The organism is Acidiphilium iwatense, assembly GCF_021556475.1.
Classification (GTDB): domain Bacteria; phylum Pseudomonadota; class Alphaproteobacteria; order Acetobacterales; family Acetobacteraceae; genus Acidiphilium; species Acidiphilium iwatense.
Genome location: NZ_JAKGBZ010000053.1, coordinates 1 through 19,475, shown reverse-complemented (window position 1 = coordinate 19,475; position 19,475 = coordinate 1). Strand labels below are relative to the sequence as shown.

Genomic DNA, 19,475 nt, shown 5'->3' with positions numbered 1-19,475 from the left:
TATCTCGCGGTCGGCGCGAAATTGATCGATGCCACGGTGCTCCACCCGATCAAGCCGAGTGCCGCCGTGCTCACCGCCCGGCGCCCCGATTTCCGCACCCGGCTTGCGGCACCCGACCGCGCGGCGGCGCATGAAAATGGCAATCCCCGGCCAGACGATCCCGCGCGATGCCCGCGGCCAGCCCGACGGCCCGATGCGAATCGAAGCCTCCCGAGGCGGCCATGCACGCATCGCACGGCGATAAACCAATTGACACAACATAGAGCGTTTCTCGAACTGAACGAGTTTATGTTAGGCGAACCTGCTATCGAGAGATTTGCATGGTTCACGGTTTGGGGCAGTGTCTCAGCGTGGCTCGATGCGGGAGGTCTGCACGGTGCTCCCGCTCAGAAGCCTCGTCCATTGCTGAAATGATTCCTAAACCGGGAACGGGTTTGGCCTTTGGTCCCAATCAAAAGCTCCGGACATGTCGTAGGCGTCACGATCGCGGTGGTTGAGCGGAGCGAGCCCGAAGCGGGTTTCGATCAACTTCAGCACACTGCCAGTATGGGCGACATGATGGTCTATGAAGCCGATGCGCGCATAGGGGCTGACAAGTATGGCGGGAATACGTGTTCCCAGGCCATAGGCGTCAATCTGCGGCGGGGCAACCTGATCCCAGAAGCCGCCGCCTTCATCGTAGGTGATGATGATTGCGGTTCGATTCCATGCAGGACTGTCCGCCATTGCCCGAACCAGCCTTTCGACCCAAGCCATGCCCCAGGCGGGCGGGCAGTTGGCCGGGTGCTCGTCGTGCGCTCCCGACGCCTTGACGAAAGAAACGCCCGGGAGCTTGCCGGACGCCGCATCGTCAAAAAAATCGTCGCTGCTGCGGATATGGCCTCGCCTGACATAGGCAGGCCAGCGCGGATAATACTGGAAGGGATTGTGATGACCTTCGTAGAGCTTGCCGGTATCGATAATCGCCGAACCGTCGCCCGAACCGAGCGCCGTCTTCAATGCCCAGGGGTTTACGAGGTTCCAGTTTTCGTTGAACCAGGCCCAGGACACACCGGCGCGAGTCAGCCGGTCGCCAATATTGTCATAGGTTTGCAGCGAAGGCGGCGGCGAGAGCTTGAGTGCCCTGATATTGTTGGCGCTTATCGGTCCCTGGCTGGGCGGCAGATCGTTCACCATCGTGCCGTAGTGGTCGTATGGCAGTTCGAAGAATTGGTGATCGAGGCCGGTCGCTTTGGGGTCGAACGGGCTTCGGGCATCCGTCGACACGTGCGGATTGACACAAGATCGCGCCGCGACGAGATACAGCGCGTTACCGGTCGAACCGCCGGTCATCGCCTGGAAGAAACGGTCGAACAGCGTGTAGCGATCGGCGAGACGATGATAGAATGGCAGATCGTCGCGATCGTAGAACCCGAGCACCGGGCCGCTGGGCCGCGAGAGATCGAAACCGATCACCTCGGCGCTGAAGGTGCGTAAATCGGCACGCGAGAGATGCGTGTGGCTGCCTGTGGCGAAAGCCACGAATCGATCCATCCTGCCGTTGTTGAGTTCTGCCGACATGCGGAAAAATCGGTGCTGCGGATCCCAACGGATGTTCTGCGCGGCTGGCACGTAAGGGCCGATATGGAAAGGTAGATTGCGGAACAGGGAACGCTGCAACGCCGGCACGTCGATCGGCATCGGCAGTGTCGAATAGGAAATGCCGGCTGGATTTTTTTGCAATCCAAGAAAACGCCAGTCGATGGCTCCTTCGGCATCGAGTAGATTGAGTGGCTTTTTGCCGTTCGGATTGCGATAGGTACCGAAATAATGATCGAAGCTGCGATTTTCCTGAAAAATGACTACGATGTGATCGATCTTCCCGCGTAGCTGCGCCGCATGACTGAGTCCACTGGCGCGGGCAATACCCTCGATATAGGGAGCAGCAAGGACCAGCGGTCCGGCCGCCATCGTGGCCCGGATTATCTCGCGCCGGGTCGCTCGTGAACTAACCATTTTTTCACAATACCAGGGCTCGCCCTTAAAGGTGATGAAATTTTTGCGATGCGCCACCAAACCCGACTACGTAGTACCATTCAGGCAATATGTCGGTCGGCGGGGTGAGGTAGGCACCGAGAGCGTTCGAATGAATCGGTCGCCAGACCGACTCTACGTCCTTCCGAACCTCCGTTAGTTCGAAAGCGGTTCCCATCCGTGTCGTTCGACAAAATATGACAACAAACAAGATGCGGCGACATCGGCGCGACGACCACGGCATGGGGTTCCCGACAAGAGCAGGGCAAACAGAGTCGCCGGAGAACTTTGGTCATTTTTCTTTTACCGCTCGGGATCTGCTCTCTCCATCATCATCTCGAGCAGTTGCCTCGTGTTGCCTATCCTGGCGTCCAGTTGCGTTATTGCCTGCTCAAAATCGCTGTAATCGAGGCTCGACCGCTTGTCCGTCGACAGGAATGGCAGGAGTTGCGAAGGTCGATTTGCCTCCGTCGCGCCAACGAATTCAAGACGACGTCGGCCATTGCGCCACTCTGGTATTGTCGACCGTGGCGGCACCGCGGCTTCGTGCAAAGGGGCAAGGCCATTGAGCCCGAACAGCCGGCGCCTCAAACGATGGGTTACCTCGATGGCGATGCCCTCGGCACAAAGCTCGTTGAGCAGGCGGATCGCGTTCTTGATTGCGATGCCGAGCCCGGATGCGAGCGACGTCGCCGAGAGCACCGGCGTAGCGGCGAGAAGATCGACGACCGCCGCGGCGTGTGAGTCGCGCCGTCGCGCCGCCACCGAACCTCGCGCGGCGCGCCAGGCGCGCTCCAAGGTGAGCAGCAGATCGAGACCGTCGGCCGCCTCCCCCGCGACCGCCCGCAGAAACGCCGGTATCCAGTCGCAGATCGCCCACGAGATGTCCGTCTGCAGCGCCGCCACTCCGATCAGCGGAACCGGCACATGGAGAAGATGACGGCGCGTCCAGAACCGTACGATGGCAGCTCGCATCGGTGCTTGTTCGGCATTTGAGTCGATCCAGGCATGCATCCCGTAGGCTGCAGCGAGCAGTGTCGGTGATTGCGGTAGCTGCGCTGCAAGTGCTGCCTCTGCGCGTCGTACCGCCTCCTCCTGGCCGAAGTCGGGATGAACCAGCCATTGATACTGCACCAAAGCATACCGGGCGGCCTCGAAGATCGCACCGCGTCCGGCGATGCGGTGCGTATGGCCGACTACCCGAAGCTTGGCACCCTCGAGTACTGCAGCGAGATGCCAGGGATCGATGAAATGCCCGTCGACGGCAGCCAAGCGACGCACCGTCTCGAGCCTAGTACGGCAGAGAAAGGCGTGTCGTAGCGGGTGGTTACCCAGTGCTTGGTCGAGCCGTGCGATTGCCGTTGCGGTATGGGCGATCGGTGCCGCAACATCCGGGGCAAGGCCGTCCGAGGACGGCAACGACGCGGCTGCGGAAAACAAGCTCGAAGGACTGGCCATGACGAACTCCGTATCCGTCAGTGTCATGATTGGTATCACCCGGCAACCGTCAGCTCGCGTGGATCACGCGAACATGATACAGTGGCGCTCGATACCACGCCGGGAAATCCATTCCGGAATCAGCATCAGGATCTTTGCGTGAATTGGTCTGCCCTCAGATCCTGTCCCAATGCCACTGTGAAAACATCCCGCGCCACTTTCACCGGCTCGAGCAACGTTCCGTGCTCAATCACCACGGCGACGGCGAAGCGCGGCACGTCAACCGGCGCATAGCCGACAAACAACGCATTCGGCCGGTATTTCCAGGGTAGACGGGCATCGTTGTAATTCGCCGCCTCCATCGCAGCATTTTCGTTGATCACCTGAGCCGTGCCGGTCTTGCCTGCCATGCGAATGCCAGGCAGCCGCAACCGCGCCGCCCAGGACGTGCCGAGCGGGGTGTTGACCACCTCGTCAAGCCCTTGGCGCACGGTTGCCAGATGCGGTCCATCGAGTCCCAGCGTTTTGCTCGCCGGACGTTTTATTATCTTGTCGCCGATTGCCCGAACCAGATGCGGCGCGATCGCACGGCCCGTCGCAATGCGGGCTATCATCGTCGCAAGATCCAGCGGAGTGAACAACGTATAACCCTGGCCGATACCCTCCACCGCCGTGTCGCCTTCAGTCCAGGTAATGCGATGTCGACGCGCCCACTCATGGGAGGGGAGGAACCCAGCGGCGAGATCGGGGAAGTCGAGTTTCGGCGCACCGGTCAGACTGAGCCGCGCACCCATTTCGGCCATCCGGTCGATGCCGGTGCGCATCGCGACGTGATAGTAGAACACGTCACAGCTTTGTTGTAGGGCGGAAACGGCATCCATCCAGCCATGGCCGGAGCGCAGCCAGCAGTAGAACATCCGGTTGCCGATTTTCAGGTGGCCGGGACAGAAGAACCGGGTTTCTGCGGTAATCGCGCCACAGCGAAGCGCCGCCAACGCAACTGTGGGTTTGAACGACGAGCCCGGTGCGAACAACCCCTGGGTCGCACGATTGGTCAGCGGACGCTCGGAATTATTCATCCAGCGTGACCACACCGCATCCGGCACGCCCTGATCGAACCATGATGGATCGAACGAAGGGGCGCTCGCCATCGCCAGGACCGCCCCGTTCCGTGCATCGAGCAGCACCACGGCACCGACCCGGCCGCGCAAGCCGGCAACGGCGGCGCGCTGCAAGATAGCGTCCAAGGTGAGTGACACAGTCTCACCCGGCCGGCTCCGATCACGGTCGAGCACCCGCACCACCGAGCCGCGCGCATCCACTTCGGTCTCGACCACGCCGGGTTCGCCCTGCAGCGCCGCGTTGTGTGCTAGTTCTATTCCCGAACCACCCACCCGCATCCCCGGCAAAGCGAGGATCGGGTCGGCCTGCACCTTGACCGCGTCCGGGCGAACCACGTAACCCACCACATGGGCCGTATCCGGGCCGAGCGGATAAAGCCGGGAAAAACCACGATCGATGATCACGCCAGGCAGGGTCGCTGCGTGAACCTCGAGGCGTGCCATCTCCCGCCAGTCAAGATCGTTCTTGAGAACCACCGGCATATAGCGTGGCTTGCCCGCAAGAATCGCGGCAATGCGCGCCTGTTCATCGGGTGACAGGGTGATCAGATTCACGACGCGCGCAATGGTTGCTTGTGCATCTGGTGCCTTGGTCATCAAGAACAAAGCACGCCAATGCTGGCGATTGCCTGCGAGCAGAACACCGTTTCGGTCAGTGATCAGCCCTCGCTCCGGCGCAATTGGCTGTTGCATGATCGCGTTGTCACGCGCCTGTTTGCGGTAGTGCGGATGCTCGATCACCTGAAGATCGTATAGCCGTCCAACCAGCGCGCCGAATATCAGGGTCTCCGCGCCACCCAGCAGCAGGACGCGACGGGTGAACACGCCGCGTTCGGTCTTTCCACGTGCCATTGGCGGGTCAATTCAGCATGTCGGTAACGTAAAAGGGCATCAAAGTCCTAGCTCCTGCCTTCATGCGGCAATGTCGTCCACAACCCAAGACACGATCAAGCAACCAACGCGTCATGTCGCGGCATTGATGGTTCAGATCGGTCCGATTTCGTCACTTTGAGATATGCAGCATTCCATCACCGAAGTTTGAGGACGGGCACATTTTCCTGTTATCCTCGGACAAATTTAAGACATTTTTCGAGGCAAAGGCAGGGTTTTCTCAAGAGCTGAAGGGGGAAATATGCATCGCTCTTACTTTCTTGGCTCGTTCGTGGGAGCCGGAATTACTCTCATATCGGCAACGGCTTTTGCTGCATCATCACTGCCGTCGAACATCAAGACTGAGCACACCGAACTCGGCACTGTGTATGCTACCTCCAAGGGTATGACGGTCTATGAATTCAAAAAAGATCCTGATTACACATTTTTCTCCGCGAGTTTGAGCAAGGCATATGGCATTGGCGGGGTATGAACTGCGGCGTATCCGAGGCGTGATTACACATTTTTCTCCGCGAGTTTGAGCAAGGCATATGGCATTGGCGGGGTATGAACTGCGGCGTATCCGAGGCGTGATTACACATTTTTCTCCGCGAGTTTGAGCAAGGCATATGGCATTGGCGGGGTATGAACTGCGGCGTATCCGAGGCGTGTTGGGGTGGACGGCCGCCGACGGCATCGATGTGCCAGAATGAGGTCGTCGTTGATCTCAGACAAGGGAGACCGTCCGTGGACCATATTAGCCGAATTGGAATGGATACGTCGAAGCATATTTTCCAGCTTCACGGGGTGAATGCCGCCGAGGTGCTGGTTCTGCGCAAGAAGCTGCGGCGCAAGGAGATGGTGACATTCTTCGAGAAACTTCCGCCGACGGCGATCGCGGTCGAAGCCTGTGGCGCAAGCCATCATTGGGCGCGACTGTTGCAATCGTTTGGGCATACGGTGAAGCTGATCCCGCCTCAGCTGGTCAAGCCGTACGTCAAGCGCGGTAAGAACGATGCGGCAGACGCGGAGGCACTCTGCGAGGCGATGAGCCGGCCGACGATGCGCTTCGTACCGGTAAAGACAGCTGAGCAACAAGCGGCCTTGATGCTGGTCGGGGTCCGCGATCGACTGATCCGCAATCGCACACAGCTGGCCAATGCCATCCGGGGCTATGCCGCCGAGTTTGGCGTTACGGCCGCCAAGGGAGTCGCGCACTTGGCACCGCTGCTCGGGCGCATACAATCCGACGAGAGCCTGCCCGCCTTGGCTCGGGAACTGTTTGCCACCCAGGCCAAGGAATATGCGCATCTGCAGGAGCAGATCGACGTGGTCGATGCCAAACTTATGGCCTGGCATCGGACCGATGAGCGTAGCCGACGCCTGGCCAAAATTCCTGGTGTCGGCCCGATTGGGGCGGTGCTGCTATCCATGAAGACCCCGGAGCCTGCGCTATTCCGATCGGGCCGACAGTTTGCCGCCTGGATTGGCTTGACGCCGAAGGACCATTCAACCGCGGGCAAGCTTAGGCTCGGCGTAATCACGCGAGCCGGTGATGAAGGGTTGCGCAGCGTGCTGGTGGTCGGAGCCACCGCAGTGATCAAACAGGTTCGGCGGGGCGGAAACGGCTCGCCATGGCTCATCGAACTTCTCAAGCGCAAGCCGCCGAAGCTGGCCGCCGTGGCGCTGGCCAACAAGACGGCTCGAATCGCCTGGAAGCTGATGATCACAGGCCAGAGTTACGCCGTTAAGTCCGGGCCCGTGGCCCCCGCGGGCGCAGCTTAGAAATCAGCCAGACACGGGGAGCAACTGATCTGCAACCGTGCTGAGCCGATGCCAGAACTTGCAAGATAACGAGCAGATGGCGTGATCGATCGATCCAAGATACGAGATATTCCGAATGATCCCATGGCCTCTTGTAGGTCGCAGTCGTGTTAGGAACTCGCATCGCGGAAACCATCTTGGCCAGCGTTCATGGGCGAGCGCGACAACAGGCCGGACATATGAACGCAAGCGATCTGATCAAGCATTGCCCGAAAATTCTTGCAAGGAGGCGGTCGTCCACATATGAACGCAAGCGATCTGATCAAGCATTGCCCGAAAATTCTTGCAAGGAGGCGGTCGTCCACATATGGGATCATGGCGGCGAGATCGTATCTGCGATTGAAACGGTATTCGAATTCGGCGAGGTAGCGCGGCAGGTGCTTTTGCCGCACGGCGCGATAGGTTCCGACCATGGCGTTCTTGATATTTGCCGGCGTCGTGTTGACCCAGCGGAAGGCGGGTGTTCGAGCGGCGTTGCGCCCTGATCCGGTGATGCTCGGCTGGTGGGAGCAGCCTGCCTCTGCGACGCCGGCAAAACAGGCGAGACCGTCACTGACGACGATGCTTTCGGTCGTGAAGTGGCGCTGAGCCAAGGCTTTCAGTGCATCGCGCCGGAACCCTGGAACCCGTCGCAACTTGATCCGCACCGGCTTTCCTTCCGGCGTCGTCTCAACCGCAGCAACAATTGGGGTCTTTCCGCCAGCACCGCGGCCGCGCTTGCCGCCATTGCGCTCGCCCCCGACTAAGCATCGTCAATCTCGATCCGTCCGCCCAGACGCTTGCCGGCATCACGCTCCATCATGACCTGCATCAGCTTGTGCTTCAGCTTCCAGGCGGTGGTCTGCGTCACCCCGAGCCGGCGGCCAAGCTCGATGCTCGATATCCCCCCTTTGCTCTGCGTCAGGTGATACATTGCGCGGAACCAGGTGCGCAACAGCAAATGGGTCTGCGCGAAAATCGTTCCCGCCGTCAGTGAGGTCTGCCGACCGCACCCCGTGCACTGGAACAATTGTCGAGGCTTCACCACGCAATGCCGCGTGTCCCCGCACACCGGACAGACGAAACCTTTCGCCCAGCGCCAGGAGTAAACGATCGCCCGGCAGGCTTCTTCCGTTCCGTAGAGCCGATCAAACTCCGCTTCGCTGAGACCTTTCTGAAACTGAACTTTGTTCCGTGCCATCCCACACTCCAGGAAATTCCTCCATTCGCAGCAGATCATACCGCCCCGAAATTCACGGATCAACATGCGTAATCAGGAAAAAGATACTCCGAACAGCCACAAATCAACTTGTTATGGCCAGTGCGCCGAGCTCTGGCCCGCCGTCAAGGCTCCGACCAAGTTCAAAGCAATGAAACCATGGGGCAGCATGGTCCGTAAAAGCGGTGGTAAGCAGCTTACCTATGATGGATATCCTCTGTACACCTGGAGCAAGGACACGAAGCCAGGAGATGTCCCCGGCCAGGGTGTGAAAGGTCTGTGGCGAGTCGCTAAACCGGGCGCCAAGCAAATCTCCTGGACCCAAAAACCGTGACTTGACCAGTACATGGGTCGGCAGCTCGAATGCTGCCGACCGTAGCCGGGGCAAAAGTCCGGACGGCGAATGTCTGGCCGATCTGCTGTGACGGCGGATGAGGTCGGGCAGTCTGGGGATGGCAACGCGATCGACACATGGGCACCTCCAAAAACTCCTCGACATTGTGGGCGTGATTTGATTCATTTCGCCTGACGGGAGGTGGCGATGCGGAAGGCGGGATTGTTTGGGTTGTCGGATCATTTGAATCGGCTCTCGGCCTATGGCGATCCGCTGGAGGAACTGGGCCGGATTATTGATTTCGAGTCGTTTCGCCCGACATTGGTTGCGGCGCTGGCCTATGGCGACGGGATGAGGGGCGGTCGTCCGCCATATGATCCTGTGGCGATGCTGAAGGTGCTGATCCTGGCGGCGCAGAACAATGTCAGCGATGCGCGGATGGAGTATTTGATCCGGGATCGGCTGATCTGGCTTCGCTTCCTTGGCTTCGACCTTGGTGTACCGACGCCAGATGCGAACATGATCCGACTGTTTCGCGAGAAGCTGACCGAGGCGGGTGCGCTCGATACGCTGTTCGCTGATTTTGACAAGCAACTCAAGGAACGCGGCTATCTCGCCATGGGTGGACAGATCGTCGACGCGACGCTGGTGGCTGCTTCCAAGCAACGCAACACCCAGGCTGAGAAGGATGCGATCAAGGCGGGCAAGAAGGCCGGCGAGATCTGGCCCGACGAGCCCGCCAGGGCAGCGCAGAAGGATACGGACGCGCGCTGGACACTGAAGTTCGCCAAGGCCAAGCCCACGGCCGATGGCAAGCCGGGGATCGACATCGCCATCTCGAGCTTCGGGTACAAGAGCAGCATCTCGATCTGTCGGGCCTTCGGCTTCATCCGCAAGAGCAAGGTCACTGACGCGGCCCGCTTTGACGGACGGATGCTCCGGGATGTCGTGACGAACGACAACACCGCCTCCGATGTCTGGGCGAAGGGAACCAAGGTTCCGCTGGCGTCAGCGAGCGGAATGTTCCCGGAGGGGGATACCGCTTACCGCAGCCAGGCCAACGAGCAATGGCTCAAACGGCAGGGCCGGGTTAGCCGCATCCACCGCAAGAAGCCCAGAGGCAAACCGATGCCAGAGCGGATTGCCAAGGCCAACGCCATTAAATCCAAGATCCGCGCCCGCGTCGAGCATGTTTTCGCGCAGCAGAAAGACAAGATGGGACTGTTCATCCGCACCATCGGCATCAAGCGCGCCGCGGCCAAGATCACCCTTGTCAATCTGGCCTACAATATGAACCGCCTGATCTTCCACGAACGACGGACAGCAATGGAATAGGTGCGCCCAAAACGCTGGAAAACCGCCGAAAAAGAAGCGGGGTAAAGCCGATACCGCCTCAATTTGCGTCAAAACCAGCGCAAAACACCGCCAAGCCGCTCAAATCATCCAGTTGATGGAGGTGCCCACATTGTGAAATGCAAACTCTTGTGAGAACCACGTGCTCACAGAATTGTGCACTGAGCAATTTTGCAGATTGGGAGTGGCGAGTTAGTTTCGCGTCGAGTTGATCCATAACTCCTTGGCGGCTGCCAACATCCTCGCCAGATCACAAGATCAGAGAAGAGATCATGACAAGATGCCGTTACCCGCAAAGTCGCCGATGCGACGGCTCCACGTCATTCTGCTGAGTGTCACCGTCGCGGTCTATGCAGGCATCATGGCGCCGTCCGTTTCCGCCGCACCCTCTGGGTTGCCACCGTTTGTTCTCCGGCATCTTGACCAGATTCGCATTCATCTCCGTTGCCGTGCCTTTCATGCCGACTGGCGTCGCCTTACCCGCCTCTACCCCAGTAAAGCCGATCGCGCCTTCATCGTTGTGGACATCGCCCGTCAGCGCCTCGATCTGTTTCTGCGCGGCAGGTTTGCCGACGCTTGGCCGGTCTCGACCTCGCGCTATGGCATTGGCCGCCAACTTGGCAGTTTTAAGACGCCGACCGGAGTATTCCGTGTCACTAGGATCGTCGGGTACGGGGCACCATCCAATGAAGTGCTCGGTGGGGACGGCCCGACCGACCGGACTGCGAAGCCGATCGACGTCGCGCATGATATCGCGGCAAGCCGGCTGATTCTCGGCCGGATACTCGAACTCCAGGGCCTGCAGCCGGGCTGGAACCGTGGTGGCAGCGTCGATACTGCGCGGCGTGATATCTACATCCACGGCACAGCGAATATCGGCATGCTCGGAGAACCCGCCTCACGCGGTTGTGTGCAGATGGCGCCAGGCGCAGTGCTCCAACTAGCTCGGCTGATCCCGGTGGGCGCGCTGGTGCTGATCACGCAGGGGACCAACAATCCGCTGCGAATCCCAGGACCGTTGCCAAAACAAGCACGAGGATGACCGCGCTGACCACAATCGCCAGAACCAGCTGCCTAATGAACAGGAAGAGGAAATTCTTCTTGATGCGGTTTAGTGGTTCGGAACGGTGGGATTTGGATTGTTCGGCGGCAGGATAGTGTTGTTGATCATCAGCGGCGTGCCGTTTCTGAGCTTGAGCTGACCGGCAACGACGACCTGGTCGCCGGGGACGACGCCTTTGGTGATCGCGACTTGGTCGCCGCGTGTCTGCCCGAGGGTCACGAAAACCTGCTGGGCGTGAAGCGAAGGCTGGGTCTTGCCGCCTTTGGCCTTGGCGCCCGGCTTGACCGGGTCGGCTTTGCTGCCCTTGTCGGCGCCCGCGAGAAACACCGTGTCGCCATAAGGATTATAGGCGATCGCGGTCTGCGGCAGGGTGACGAGCTCCTCCGGCGCGCCGACATCGATGGTGACGCGAGCGAACATGCCGGGCCGCAACTCGTCGTGCGGGTTGATGAGGCGGGCGCGCACCTGGATCATCCGTGTCGTCGTGCTCACCGCCGAATCGATCGCCGTGATCGTACCTGGGAACTTCGTGACGCCGAAGGCGTCGATGCTGACGGTCAGCTTCATGCCGGGACGGATTCTGCGCAGCGCCGCCTGCGGCAGGTAGAAGTCGACGTCGATCGGGTTGAGATACTCGAGCGTGGCGATCGGGATGCCCGCTGCGAGATATTGGCCAAGGCTGACCTGTCTGATGCCGATGCGCCCGGAGAACGGCGCGTAGATCTTCTTCTCCGCCATCAGCGCTTGCTGGCTCCTCACCTGTGCTTCGGCAACGGCAAGATTGGCCCGGTTGGTATCGACGGTCTGCAGGCTGACTGCCTGCGCGTGATACTGTGCGAGGTCGCGTCGATAGGTGATGCGGTCGAGCGCCGCCGCCGCTGCAGCTGTGCGAGCAGCGCCTTGTCGTTGTTCGGCCGCAGCGTCACCAGGAGCTGGCCCTTCTTCACGTCCTGGCCGGAATGGAACGATATCGTGTCGATGATGCCGGCGACCTCGGCAGAAATGGCGGCACCCTGTTCAGCGACAAGGCTGCCGGTCGCTTTCATCGGGGTTGGAACGAGGTTTTCGCCGCCACCATGGTCGCGACCGTCTGCGGCGGGTTCTTCAGCGTGGCGAGGAACTTGCCGATCATGATGGTATGGAACGCGCCGAAGCCGAAGATCAGGAACAGCACGACGCCGACCAGGATCAGCATGATCAACAGGCGCTTCACAGTCGAGGGGCGCCGCTGCCCCGGCTGCGCGGCTCCGGGACCAGTCGCTGTCATGGCAGCGCTTCCCAGCAGGTTTTCACGTTCTTCGCGTCGCCGTCGCAGTTCCCCCAGCCGCCGTCGAGCGCCTGGAACAGCGCCCCTGTGTTGGCGTAGCGTTGCGCATTTGCCTTGATCCGAGCGATCACGACGGTTTGATAGTTTACTCGGCGGTCAGCGGGAAATAACTCGCCTCGAGCGCGCGAAGCTCTGGTCCTCCGCGTGCACGTGGTTCGGGGACGATCTTCGGAAGCGCAGTTCAAGCCATCGCCGCCTTAGCCGACGAAACAGGCGGCGCATTTCTGCTTTCACCGCCGGCAGGGTGGGCGCCGCCAAACTCAACCTTGCTGCACGCGCGCCGCCCCTTTCGGCGGAATCTGGTATTTGGCGTAGATCAGCTTGGATGGCGGCGGCAGCGCGCCGGGCGGCGGATGCGGCGCGGCCTGCACGGGCTCCGGCATGGTCTGCATTGGTGCCATCGGAGCGGGCATTGAAGCCGGCAGCGGCGCGCAGCCCTTGCCGATATGCCGCACCGAGACGACCTGCCTGCCGTCCGGCGCCGGCGCGACGGTCACGGTCTCGCCGCACACCTGTCCCGACCCGGAGACCGATACCATTGACACCTGGGTGAAGCCGAAATCGCCCGGCGGGACGGCGATCCGCATTGCCGGCATGATCGGCTGCATCGCGAGGCGCTGGAGTGCTGCCATGCTCGTCCGCATCAACGCCATCTCGCGGAGCATGGCGCGCGGCCTCGGCAGCAGAACCGGCTGAAACACCGGCACCGGCACAAAACCGACCGGAATCATGACGAGATCGGGGGCGGCGGGACGGGCCGCCCAGGCGACGGCAGGCAATGCCAGCGCAGCCGCCGCAATCAGCAGAATTTTCTTTCCGATCATGACGACATCATCTCCTTTGTGGGGGGAAAATCCCCGGATCGGCAATCTTGGTGTGACCTGCTGCATTGTCCAGAATCGGAATGGCCTTCAGCGTTCACAAGCACGCGTGCTTCGCCCGTCCCGCCTCGCCGCGATCGGCGGAACAGCGCTGGACATCACAGAGACCATTTTATACGGAACAGAACATTGCACTAATGCCTGAAAACGATCGAAGCACGAACCCGCTTCGCGGGAGAGGTGCTTGGGTTGAGAGCGGCGGACAAATTCGAATGAATTTGATTGATTGAACGGGCTAGCGGCCTGTTCTGAACATGATGGCTCCTTCAACCCTAGAGGAGCCACCGATGAACAAGTTGATGTCGCCATCCACAGGCACTGGGCTGCGCCAGCGCTTGATCGAAGACATGAGCGTGCGCGGGTTTACCGAGAAGACCCGTCGCGACTACATCCGCAGCGTCGCCGGCTTTGTGTCATTCCTGGGCCGTTCACCTGACACGGCGACGGCGGAGGACATCCGGCGGTTTCAAATTCACCTGTCGGAACTGGGGATGCATGCGCCGGCGATGAACAGCACGGTTTCAGCGCTGCGCTTCTTCTTTACGCACACACTCGACCGGCCGGAGATCTCTCGCAAGCTCATCCGCCTGCGCTATGCCCGCAAACTGCCGACCGTGCTGAGTGCCGACGAGGTGGCGCGGCTGCTGGCCGCGGCCAAAAGCCTCAAGCATCGCGCTGCCCTTGCCGTTGCCTATGGTGCGGGCCTGCGGGTCGCCGAGGTAGCCTCACTCAAAGTGGGGGATATCGACAGCGCGCGGATGCTGATCCGCGTCGAACGCGGCAAAGGTGGCCGGTATCGCCACGCTATGCTGTCGCTCGACCTGCTGACCCTGCTGCGGGCCTGGTGGCAGGAGGGCCGGCGCCACGGGGTGATGCTGCATGGGGGTTGGTTGTTTCCCGGCCAGGACCCGGCCAAGCCGATCACCACCCGCCAGCTCTCGCGCGTCGTCGAGGATGCGGCAGCCGCCGCCGGCATCACCAAGAATGTCAGCCCGCATACGCTGCGGCACTATCTGCCCCGCCTAACTATGTCGAGTAGCGGGATTTCGGTTCAAGATTCCAAAGGTTTATAGGACAGCGTGTAGAGATAGTTTGTGGCCTTTCCGGCAATCCAGCTTGGAAAGGGAGCAAGCAATGACGTATTTCATAAGTGATGATTTGGCGATGTCGCGGCCGCCAGAGGGCCCGGTGGCGAGTTACATTATTCCGTTTTCCGAGTGGCTCGCTGATCGAGGCTACGGTCTTGTTTCTATGAGGAACCAGGTGCTGATGGCTGCAGGCTTCAGCAAATGGCTCGGGCAAAAGGGGATTGAGCTAAGCGACTTAAGTGAAGAGCATGAGCTATGCCGGAATTTGGGTGACGCCGGTGATCAGGCGGCGTTCTGTGCTGGCGTCTGGATGACCTCGACGCCGTTCTGGAATTTAATGCCCTGAATGACCTTGGGCAATTGATTTTCTCCCTTCAGTTTTCGCCATGTCCTGGCGGCGGCCATCACCAGCTTGAACACCATCAGCCGGGCAGTGTCCTGCGACAGCGCGCCCTTGGTGCGGATCGTCCTGTGGCGCACCGTGGCGAACACGCTCTCGATCGGATTGGAGGTGCGCAGGTGATCCCAGTGTTCGGCCGGGAAGTCATAGAAGGTCAGCAGCGCGTCCCGGTCCTTGATCAGGCAGGTGACCGCCTTCTCGTATTTGGCCGCGTATTTCTCGGCGAAGGTCGCGACTGCCGCCTCGGCCGTGGCCCGATCCGGGGCAGTCCATATCTCGCGCAGATCGGCCTTCGCGGCCGGCTGGATGGATTTCGGCATTTTGTCGAGCACGTTGACGGTCTTGTGCACGGTACAGCGCTGGTGGCTGGTCGTGGGACAGACCTCCTCGAGCGCCTTCCAGAAGCCAAGCGCACCGTCGCCGGTCACATAGCCGGGGCGAGTTGCGGCGCGATGACCAGGCCGCGGGCCTTCAGGTCGACCAGCAGCTCGTGCCAGCTCTGCGCGCTCTCCCGCACCCCGACCTGAAAGCCGATCAGTTCCTTCTTCCCCTCCGGCGTCGCGCCGATCAGCACCAGCATGCATTCCGCCTGCGGCTCCATCCGTGCCTGCAAATAAATCCCGTCTCCCTCCGCTTGCCTTCCATCCGGCTCCGCCGGACGGAACCTTTGGCAAGCTTCGCCCAGATGTAGACGTAGTGCCGTGCCGACAGCTCACGCCGTTGCCAGCGCTGATAGTCAGCCGCCCATTCGGACCTGAGCCGCGCGATCACCGAAGGCGACAGGTTCGGCGCATCCTTCCCCAGCAACGCGCCGAGCGCCTCCTGGAAGTCGCCCATCGAGACCCCGCGCAGGTAGAGGATCGGCAGCAAAGCATCGAGGCTGCGCGTGCGCCGAGACCAGCGCGGCAGGATGGCCGAGGTGAAGCGAACCCGCTCCCCGTCCGTCCCGGCGCCGCGGTCCCGCAGCTTGATCCGCTGGACCTCGACCGGACCGATCCCGGTCTGGATCACCCGCTCCGGCCCCAGCCCATGCCGAACAAGGCGATCCCGGCCGTCCGGCAACCGCGCCGCCTTCATTGCGGTCAGAAACGCCTCGGCCTCCGCTTCAATCGCCTGCGCAAGCAGCCGGCGCGCCCCATCTCTCAGGACCGCCGTCAGGGGATCCTCAATATCGTCAGGCTTCCGGAAAGGAAGAAGGGTGGTATTCATCGTCATAGGCGTATCGCTCCTCGGAGGTTCAGGCAGGCTCTCACCCGCCTCGATACGCCGCCTTTCTCACCCTGCCATCACCCAATTTCGGCCATAGCTCGAAGAGCATCCTGGCCCTTATTTGCTGGACCGAGCGCATTTTCGACGGCCAAAGCTTGGAGATAACGCCGCTCTTCAACATCTCTTGGTTTTTTTGCGAAGCCAGAATGCAATCGCCGAAGAGATTGAGGTCGACCACAGCCCATCGCCGGTAGAACAACATGTGCTGGCATACGAGCGGTATTTGCAAGATGCGCGTGCGCTATCTCGTCAAACGATCATAAATTACAGGCCAGTTGTCCGAGATTTTCTCAACTTCCGTTTCAGTGATGATGAGGTCTCGCTCGCACAGCTGCGTGCCGTCGACGTGACCGATTTCGTGCAAAAGAAGGTTTCGCGTCTCAACATGCGACGCGCCAAAATCATAACCACCGCACTGCGGTCGTTTCTCTCCTATGCGCGTTACCGTGGGGACATTACCTCAGACTTGGTTGCAGCGGTCCCAATCGTGGCCAACTGGTCGCTCTCGTCTATTCCTCGTGCGATCGGCCGCGAGGAGGTAACCCGCTTGCTCGCCAGCATTGATCGCGATACGCCCGTCGGGTGCCGTGACTATGCGATGATCCTCGCGTTGGCGAGATTGGGACTACGATCGAGTGAGGTAGTTTCGCTCGAACTCGACGATATCGATTGGATAGCGGGACAGATTCATGTGCGAGGCAAGAACGGTCAACGCAATGACCTTCCGTTGCCTGCCGATGTTGGCGAGGCGATTGCCAACTACCTGCGGAGGTCGCGCCCACGCAATGCCAGTCGTCGCGTCTTTTTGCGCGACAAGGCCCCGATCTGGGGTTTCAAGGGGCCGAGTGGATTCGGGTCGATCATCCGACGCTCACTCAAGAGGGCCAGCATCGATTCTCCCACAAAGGGAACGCACCAATTCCGCCATGGGCTTGCGTCAGAGATGCTGCGTGGCGGCGCCTCGCTAGGTGAGATCGGTGAAGTCCTGGGACACCGCCATGTCCAGACAACGGCGATTTACGCCAAGGTCGACCTCGACGCCTTGCGAACATTGGCTTTGCCATGGCCGGGAGAAGTCCAATGAGCACACTCCGACAGGCTGTCCAGGACTACATCGAGATGCGGCGAGGGCTGGGGTTCAAGCTGCGAGAGACAGGAAGGGGATTGACCGATTTCGTCACCTTCCTGGAGGCCAATGACACGCCATATATCACAACGGAACTTGCCCTTGCCTGGGCTCAGCGACCGTCGCATGCGCAGCCTTCGCATTGGGCAAGACGGCTGGGCTACGTCCGGGTATTCGCCCGTCATCGAGTTGCCGCTGATCCGCGAACTCAGATTCCTCCAGATGGTTTACTGCCCTTTCGCCCGAAGCGGGCGCGACCGTATCTTTACTCAAAGGAAGATATCAAGCGCCTCCTGTCCGCAACGCTCGAGATGCCGTGCCGATATATCCGTTGCAAGCTCAGGCCATGGACATATTATTGCCTGTTTGGATTGCTGAGCGTTTCCGGCCTGCGTCTCGGCGAAGCCCGTAACCTCAAGCTTTCGGACATCGATTTCGATGCCGCTGTGCTGACGATCCGCGGCACGAAGTTCGGAAAGTCCCGCCTTGTGCCGATGCACCCATCAACGTGCGCAGTGCTTCAGCGTTATATCAAACGCCGCCGACAGCATTGTGCAGCCCAGGCGATGTCTCCATATTTGTTCACTTCGCAGCTGGGCAATCGCCTTGATGTGGGAGACATTCATCGAACATTCTATGCTGTGTCTCGCCAGATCGGTCTGCGCGGCATGGATGATAGCCGCGGCCCGCGTCTGCATGACATGCGGCATGTTTTTGCGACCAACACGCTGTTGCGTTGGTACGAAGCCGAGCAAGATCCCCAGCGGCTCCTGCCCATTTTGTCCACTTATCTCGGCCATGTCCACGTGGCCGACACCCAATGGTACTTGAGCGGCTCACCCGAACTGATGAAAGAAGCAATGCGCCGCCTTGAGGGCCGCTGGGAGGATCGGACATGACCAAGCATGCCAGCCTGGCGCCGCTGTTGGAGCGCTTTTTCACTCAACGCCTAATGCAACAGCGGCAGGCAAGCCCCCATACAATCAGTTCTTATCGCGATACATTTCGGCAGCTGCTGAAGTTCGCCAAACGAACATTGCATAGGCCGCCGTCTCATTTGAACTTCGAAGCCGTCGACGCGCCGTTGATCGTTGCCTTCCTTGATGACCTGGAGAGCCACCAGGGCGTCAGCGTCCGCAGCCGCAACCTGCGCCTCACGGCGATTCATTCCTTCTTTCGCTACGCGGCTTTCGAGGCACCCGAGCATTCCGCACAAATTCAACGCGTGCTTGCGATTCCCAGTAAGCGCTTCACTCGAACCCTCGTCAATTTCCTGATCCGCCCAGAGGTCGATGCCTTGCTGGCCGCACCGGATCAATCGACCTGGTCCGGGCGGCGCGATCACGCGTTCCTGCTGGTCGCGGTGCAGACCGGATTGCGGCTATCGGAGATCACCAGTCTCAAGCGAGACGATCTGTTCTTCGGCACGGGCGCCCACCTGCGCGTCATCGGCAAAGGGCGCAAGGAACGCTGCACTCCCTTCGCCAAGTCCACGACCGCGGTCTTGAGAAACTGGCTGAAAGAACCTCAACGCGGAGAAGAAAGTATCCTGTTTCCCAGCGCCAGAGGTGAGCGGCTGAGCGTTCATGGCGTTCAGTACATACTGAACAAACACCGCCAGACCGCTTCTGTCATGTGCCCGTCCTTAAATGGAAAGCGCGTCACTGTTCATCGTCTTAGGCACACGATGGCCATGGACCTCCTGCAAGCTGGCGTCGATCGCGCCGTCATCGCCCTGTGGCTCGGCCATGAATCGGTCGAGACCACACAGATCTATCTCGAGGCGACATTGGCAATGAAGGAGAAGGCGTTGGCAAAGACGCTCCCATATTCCGGCAAGTCATCTCGTTTCCGGCCCGACGACAATTTGCTGGCGTTCTTGAACAGCCTGTAGATCACACTGACTATGTCGGGTGGCCCGGGGGTTTTTGCAGAAAATATCTCTATTCCTCAAACGTTTGCCGTTGCGGTCAAAGCTACTCGACATAGTTAGGCGGGGCAGATAGTGCCGTAGCGTGTGGGGTGAAACCCGCTTCCTGAGGCCGGCGTGGCTTTGCTACTGAATTTTGGCCCAGCGGTGATGGCGAATTTTGGCCCACCCCCGTCATTCAACCTACGGTCCGCTCGGCACGATCGGGGGGCCACGCGTGGATTGGAAAGCCAAAGTGGAA

The 19,475-nt window shown here is 60.3% G+C and carries 18 protein-coding genes and 2 pseudogenes; 10 read left to right on the top strand and 10 right to left on the bottom strand.

The annotated features are described in order from the left end of the window. The 4 genes from L2A60_RS17525 to mrdA form a co-directional block, all read right to left on the bottom strand. The coding region (locus L2A60_RS17525) for a hypothetical protein (protein WP_235705740.1) at positions 1-231 on the bottom strand (231 nt) is incomplete at its 3' end. Between the two features lie 186 nt (positions 232-417). Further along, positions 418-2,052 carry a phospholipase C gene (locus L2A60_RS17520; protein ID WP_235705742.1) on the bottom strand — a complete coding sequence of 545 codons (1,635 nt, stop codon included), beginning with the start codon at positions 2,050-2,052 and terminating at the stop codon, positions 418-420. A gap of 264 nt (positions 2,053-2,316) precedes the next feature. Next, positions 2,317-3,498 carry a hypothetical protein gene (locus L2A60_RS17515; protein WP_235705739.1) on the bottom strand — a complete coding sequence of 394 codons (1,182 nt, stop codon included), beginning with the start codon at positions 3,496-3,498 and terminating at the stop codon, positions 2,317-2,319. Positions 3,499-3,596: 98 nt separating this feature from the next. Further along, positions 3,597-5,423, bottom strand: a complete 1,827-nt coding sequence (gene mrdA / locus L2A60_RS17510) for a penicillin-binding protein 2 (RefSeq protein ID WP_235705738.1) — start codon at positions 5,421-5,423, stop codon at positions 3,597-3,599. A gap of 280 nt (positions 5,424-5,703) precedes the next feature. On the opposite strand from mrdA, the gene L2A60_RS17505 reads away from it, so the two are divergent. Both L2A60_RS17505 and L2A60_RS17500 read left to right on the top strand, forming a co-directional pair. Further along, positions 5,704-5,934, top strand: a complete 231-nt coding sequence (locus L2A60_RS17505) for a COG4315 family predicted lipoprotein (RefSeq protein ID WP_235705737.1) — start codon at positions 5,704-5,706, stop codon at positions 5,932-5,934. Positions 5,935-6,188: 254 nt separating this feature from the next. Continuing rightward, on the top strand, positions 6,189-7,226 hold the full coding sequence (locus tag L2A60_RS17500; protein ID WP_235705736.1) for an IS110 family RNA-guided transposase: 1,038 nt from the start codon (positions 6,189-6,191) through the stop codon (positions 7,224-7,226). Between the two features lie 347 nt (positions 7,227-7,573). Here L2A60_RS17500 and L2A60_RS17495 read toward each other — a convergent pair. Continuing rightward, positions 7,574-8,445: pseudogene (locus L2A60_RS17495) on the bottom strand (IS1595 family transposase); the annotation flags it as partial. A 64-nt stretch (positions 8,446-8,509) separates the two neighbouring features. Here L2A60_RS17495 and L2A60_RS17490 point away from each other — a divergent pair. From L2A60_RS17490 to L2A60_RS17480, 3 genes are all read left to right on the top strand, one after another. Further along, complete coding sequence (locus L2A60_RS17490) at positions 8,510-8,797, top strand: COG4315 family predicted lipoprotein (protein WP_235705735.1); 288 nt, start codon at positions 8,510-8,512, stop codon at positions 8,795-8,797. Positions 8,798-9,004: 207 nt separating this feature from the next. Continuing rightward, entirely contained in the window at positions 9,005-10,132 is a 1,128-nt protein-coding gene (locus tag L2A60_RS17485) for an IS5 family transposase (protein ID WP_235705734.1), read from the top strand. A gap of 226 nt (positions 10,133-10,358) precedes the next feature. Then, positions 10,359-11,192, top strand: coding sequence for a L,D-transpeptidase (locus tag L2A60_RS17480; RefSeq protein ID WP_235705733.1), 834 nt, complete (start codon positions 10,359-10,361; stop codon positions 11,190-11,192). A gap of 69 nt (positions 11,193-11,261) precedes the next feature. Here L2A60_RS17480 and L2A60_RS17475 read toward each other — a convergent pair whose 3' ends face one another. From L2A60_RS17475 to L2A60_RS17460, 4 genes are all read right to left on the bottom strand, one after another. Further along, the gene (locus L2A60_RS17475) at positions 11,262-12,182 is read right to left on the bottom strand and encodes an efflux RND transporter periplasmic adaptor subunit (RefSeq protein ID WP_235705741.1); all 921 of its coding nucleotides are present in this window, start codon (positions 12,180-12,182) and stop codon (positions 11,262-11,264) included. Positions 12,183-12,255: 73 nt separating this feature from the next. Continuing rightward, positions 12,256-12,480 (bottom strand): hypothetical protein, encoded by a 225-nt coding sequence (locus L2A60_RS17465; protein WP_235705732.1) that lies wholly within the window; start codon positions 12,478-12,480, stop codon positions 12,256-12,258. Then, positions 12,477-12,611, bottom strand: a complete 135-nt coding sequence (locus L2A60_RS20660; protein WP_262313360.1) for a hypothetical protein — start codon at positions 12,609-12,611, stop codon at positions 12,477-12,479. Before L2A60_RS20660 ends, L2A60_RS17465 begins: the two co-directional genes overlap by 4 nt. Before the next feature lie 189 nt (positions 12,612-12,800). Then, on the bottom strand, positions 12,801-13,364 hold the full coding sequence (locus L2A60_RS17460; protein ID WP_235705731.1) for a hypothetical protein: 564 nt from the start codon (positions 13,362-13,364) through the stop codon (positions 12,801-12,803). A gap of 344 nt (positions 13,365-13,708) precedes the next feature. Here L2A60_RS17460 and L2A60_RS17455 point away from each other — a divergent pair, with 344 nt between their 5' ends. Continuing rightward, positions 13,709-14,494: a tyrosine-type recombinase/integrase gene (locus tag L2A60_RS17455; RefSeq protein ID WP_235705730.1), complete on the top strand. Its 786-nt coding sequence runs from the start codon at positions 13,709-13,711 to the stop codon at positions 14,492-14,494. Between the two features lie 61 nt (positions 14,495-14,555). Further along, positions 14,556-14,855, top strand: coding sequence for a hypothetical protein (locus L2A60_RS17450; protein ID WP_235705729.1), 300 nt, complete (start codon positions 14,556-14,558; stop codon positions 14,853-14,855). On the opposite strand, the pseudogene L2A60_RS17445 reads toward L2A60_RS17450, so the two are convergent. Then, positions 14,792-16,124, bottom strand: a pseudogene (locus tag L2A60_RS17445) (IS256 family transposase). The gene L2A60_RS17450 and the pseudogene L2A60_RS17445 overlap by 64 nt on opposite strands. A gap of 178 nt (positions 16,125-16,302) precedes the next feature. On the opposite strand from L2A60_RS17445, the gene L2A60_RS17440 reads away from it, so the two are divergent. From L2A60_RS17440 to L2A60_RS17430, 3 genes are all read left to right on the top strand, one after another. Next, positions 16,303-17,262 (top strand): site-specific integrase, encoded by a 960-nt coding sequence (locus L2A60_RS17440; RefSeq protein ID WP_235705728.1) that lies wholly within the window; start codon positions 16,303-16,305, stop codon positions 17,260-17,262. Between the two features lie 80 nt (positions 17,263-17,342). Next, positions 17,343-18,203, top strand: a complete 861-nt coding sequence (locus L2A60_RS17435; RefSeq protein WP_235705727.1) for a tyrosine-type recombinase/integrase — start codon at positions 17,343-17,345, stop codon at positions 18,201-18,203. Continuing rightward, a complete protein-coding gene (locus L2A60_RS17430) occupies positions 18,200-19,198 on the top strand; it encodes a site-specific integrase (RefSeq protein WP_235705726.1) in 999 nt (332 codons plus the stop codon). The genes L2A60_RS17435 and L2A60_RS17430 overlap by 4 nt, the downstream gene beginning before the upstream one ends. Positions 19,199-19,475 lie beyond the last annotated feature (277 nt).

What these genes read in the sequence shown, in the direction of transcription:
- L2A60_RS17515 (WP_235705739.1), bottom strand. Translation starts at nt 3,498, where the DNA reads ATGACACTGACGGATACGGAGTTCGTCATGGCCAGTCCTTCGAGCTTG.
- mrdA (WP_235705738.1), bottom strand. Translation starts at nt 5,423, where the DNA reads ATGGCACGTGGAAAGACCGAACGCGGCGTGTTCACCCGTCGCGTCCTG.
- L2A60_RS17505 (WP_235705737.1), top strand. Translation starts at nt 5,704, where the DNA reads ATGCATCGCTCTTACTTTCTTGGCTCGTTCGTGGGAGCCGGAATTACT.
- L2A60_RS17490 (WP_235705735.1), top strand. Translation starts at nt 8,510, where the DNA reads ATGCGTAATCAGGAAAAAGATACTCCGAACAGCCACAAATCAACTTGT.
- L2A60_RS17485 (WP_235705734.1), top strand. Translation starts at nt 9,005, where the DNA reads ATGCGGAAGGCGGGATTGTTTGGGTTGTCGGATCATTTGAATCGGCTC.
- L2A60_RS17465 (WP_235705732.1), bottom strand. Translation starts at nt 12,480, where the DNA reads ATGACAGCGACTGGTCCCGGAGCCGCGCAGCCGGGGCAGCGGCGCCCC.
- L2A60_RS17460 (WP_235705731.1), bottom strand. Translation starts at nt 13,364, where the DNA reads ATGATCGGAAAGAAAATTCTGCTGATTGCGGCGGCTGCGCTGGCATTG.
- L2A60_RS17455 (WP_235705730.1), top strand. Translation starts at nt 13,709, where the DNA reads ATGAACAAGTTGATGTCGCCATCCACAGGCACTGGGCTGCGCCAGCGC.
- L2A60_RS17450 (WP_235705729.1), top strand. Translation starts at nt 14,556, where the DNA reads ATGACGTATTTCATAAGTGATGATTTGGCGATGTCGCGGCCGCCAGAG.
- L2A60_RS17430 (WP_235705726.1), top strand. Translation starts at nt 18,200, where the DNA reads ATGACCAAGCATGCCAGCCTGGCGCCGCTGTTGGAGCGCTTTTTCACT.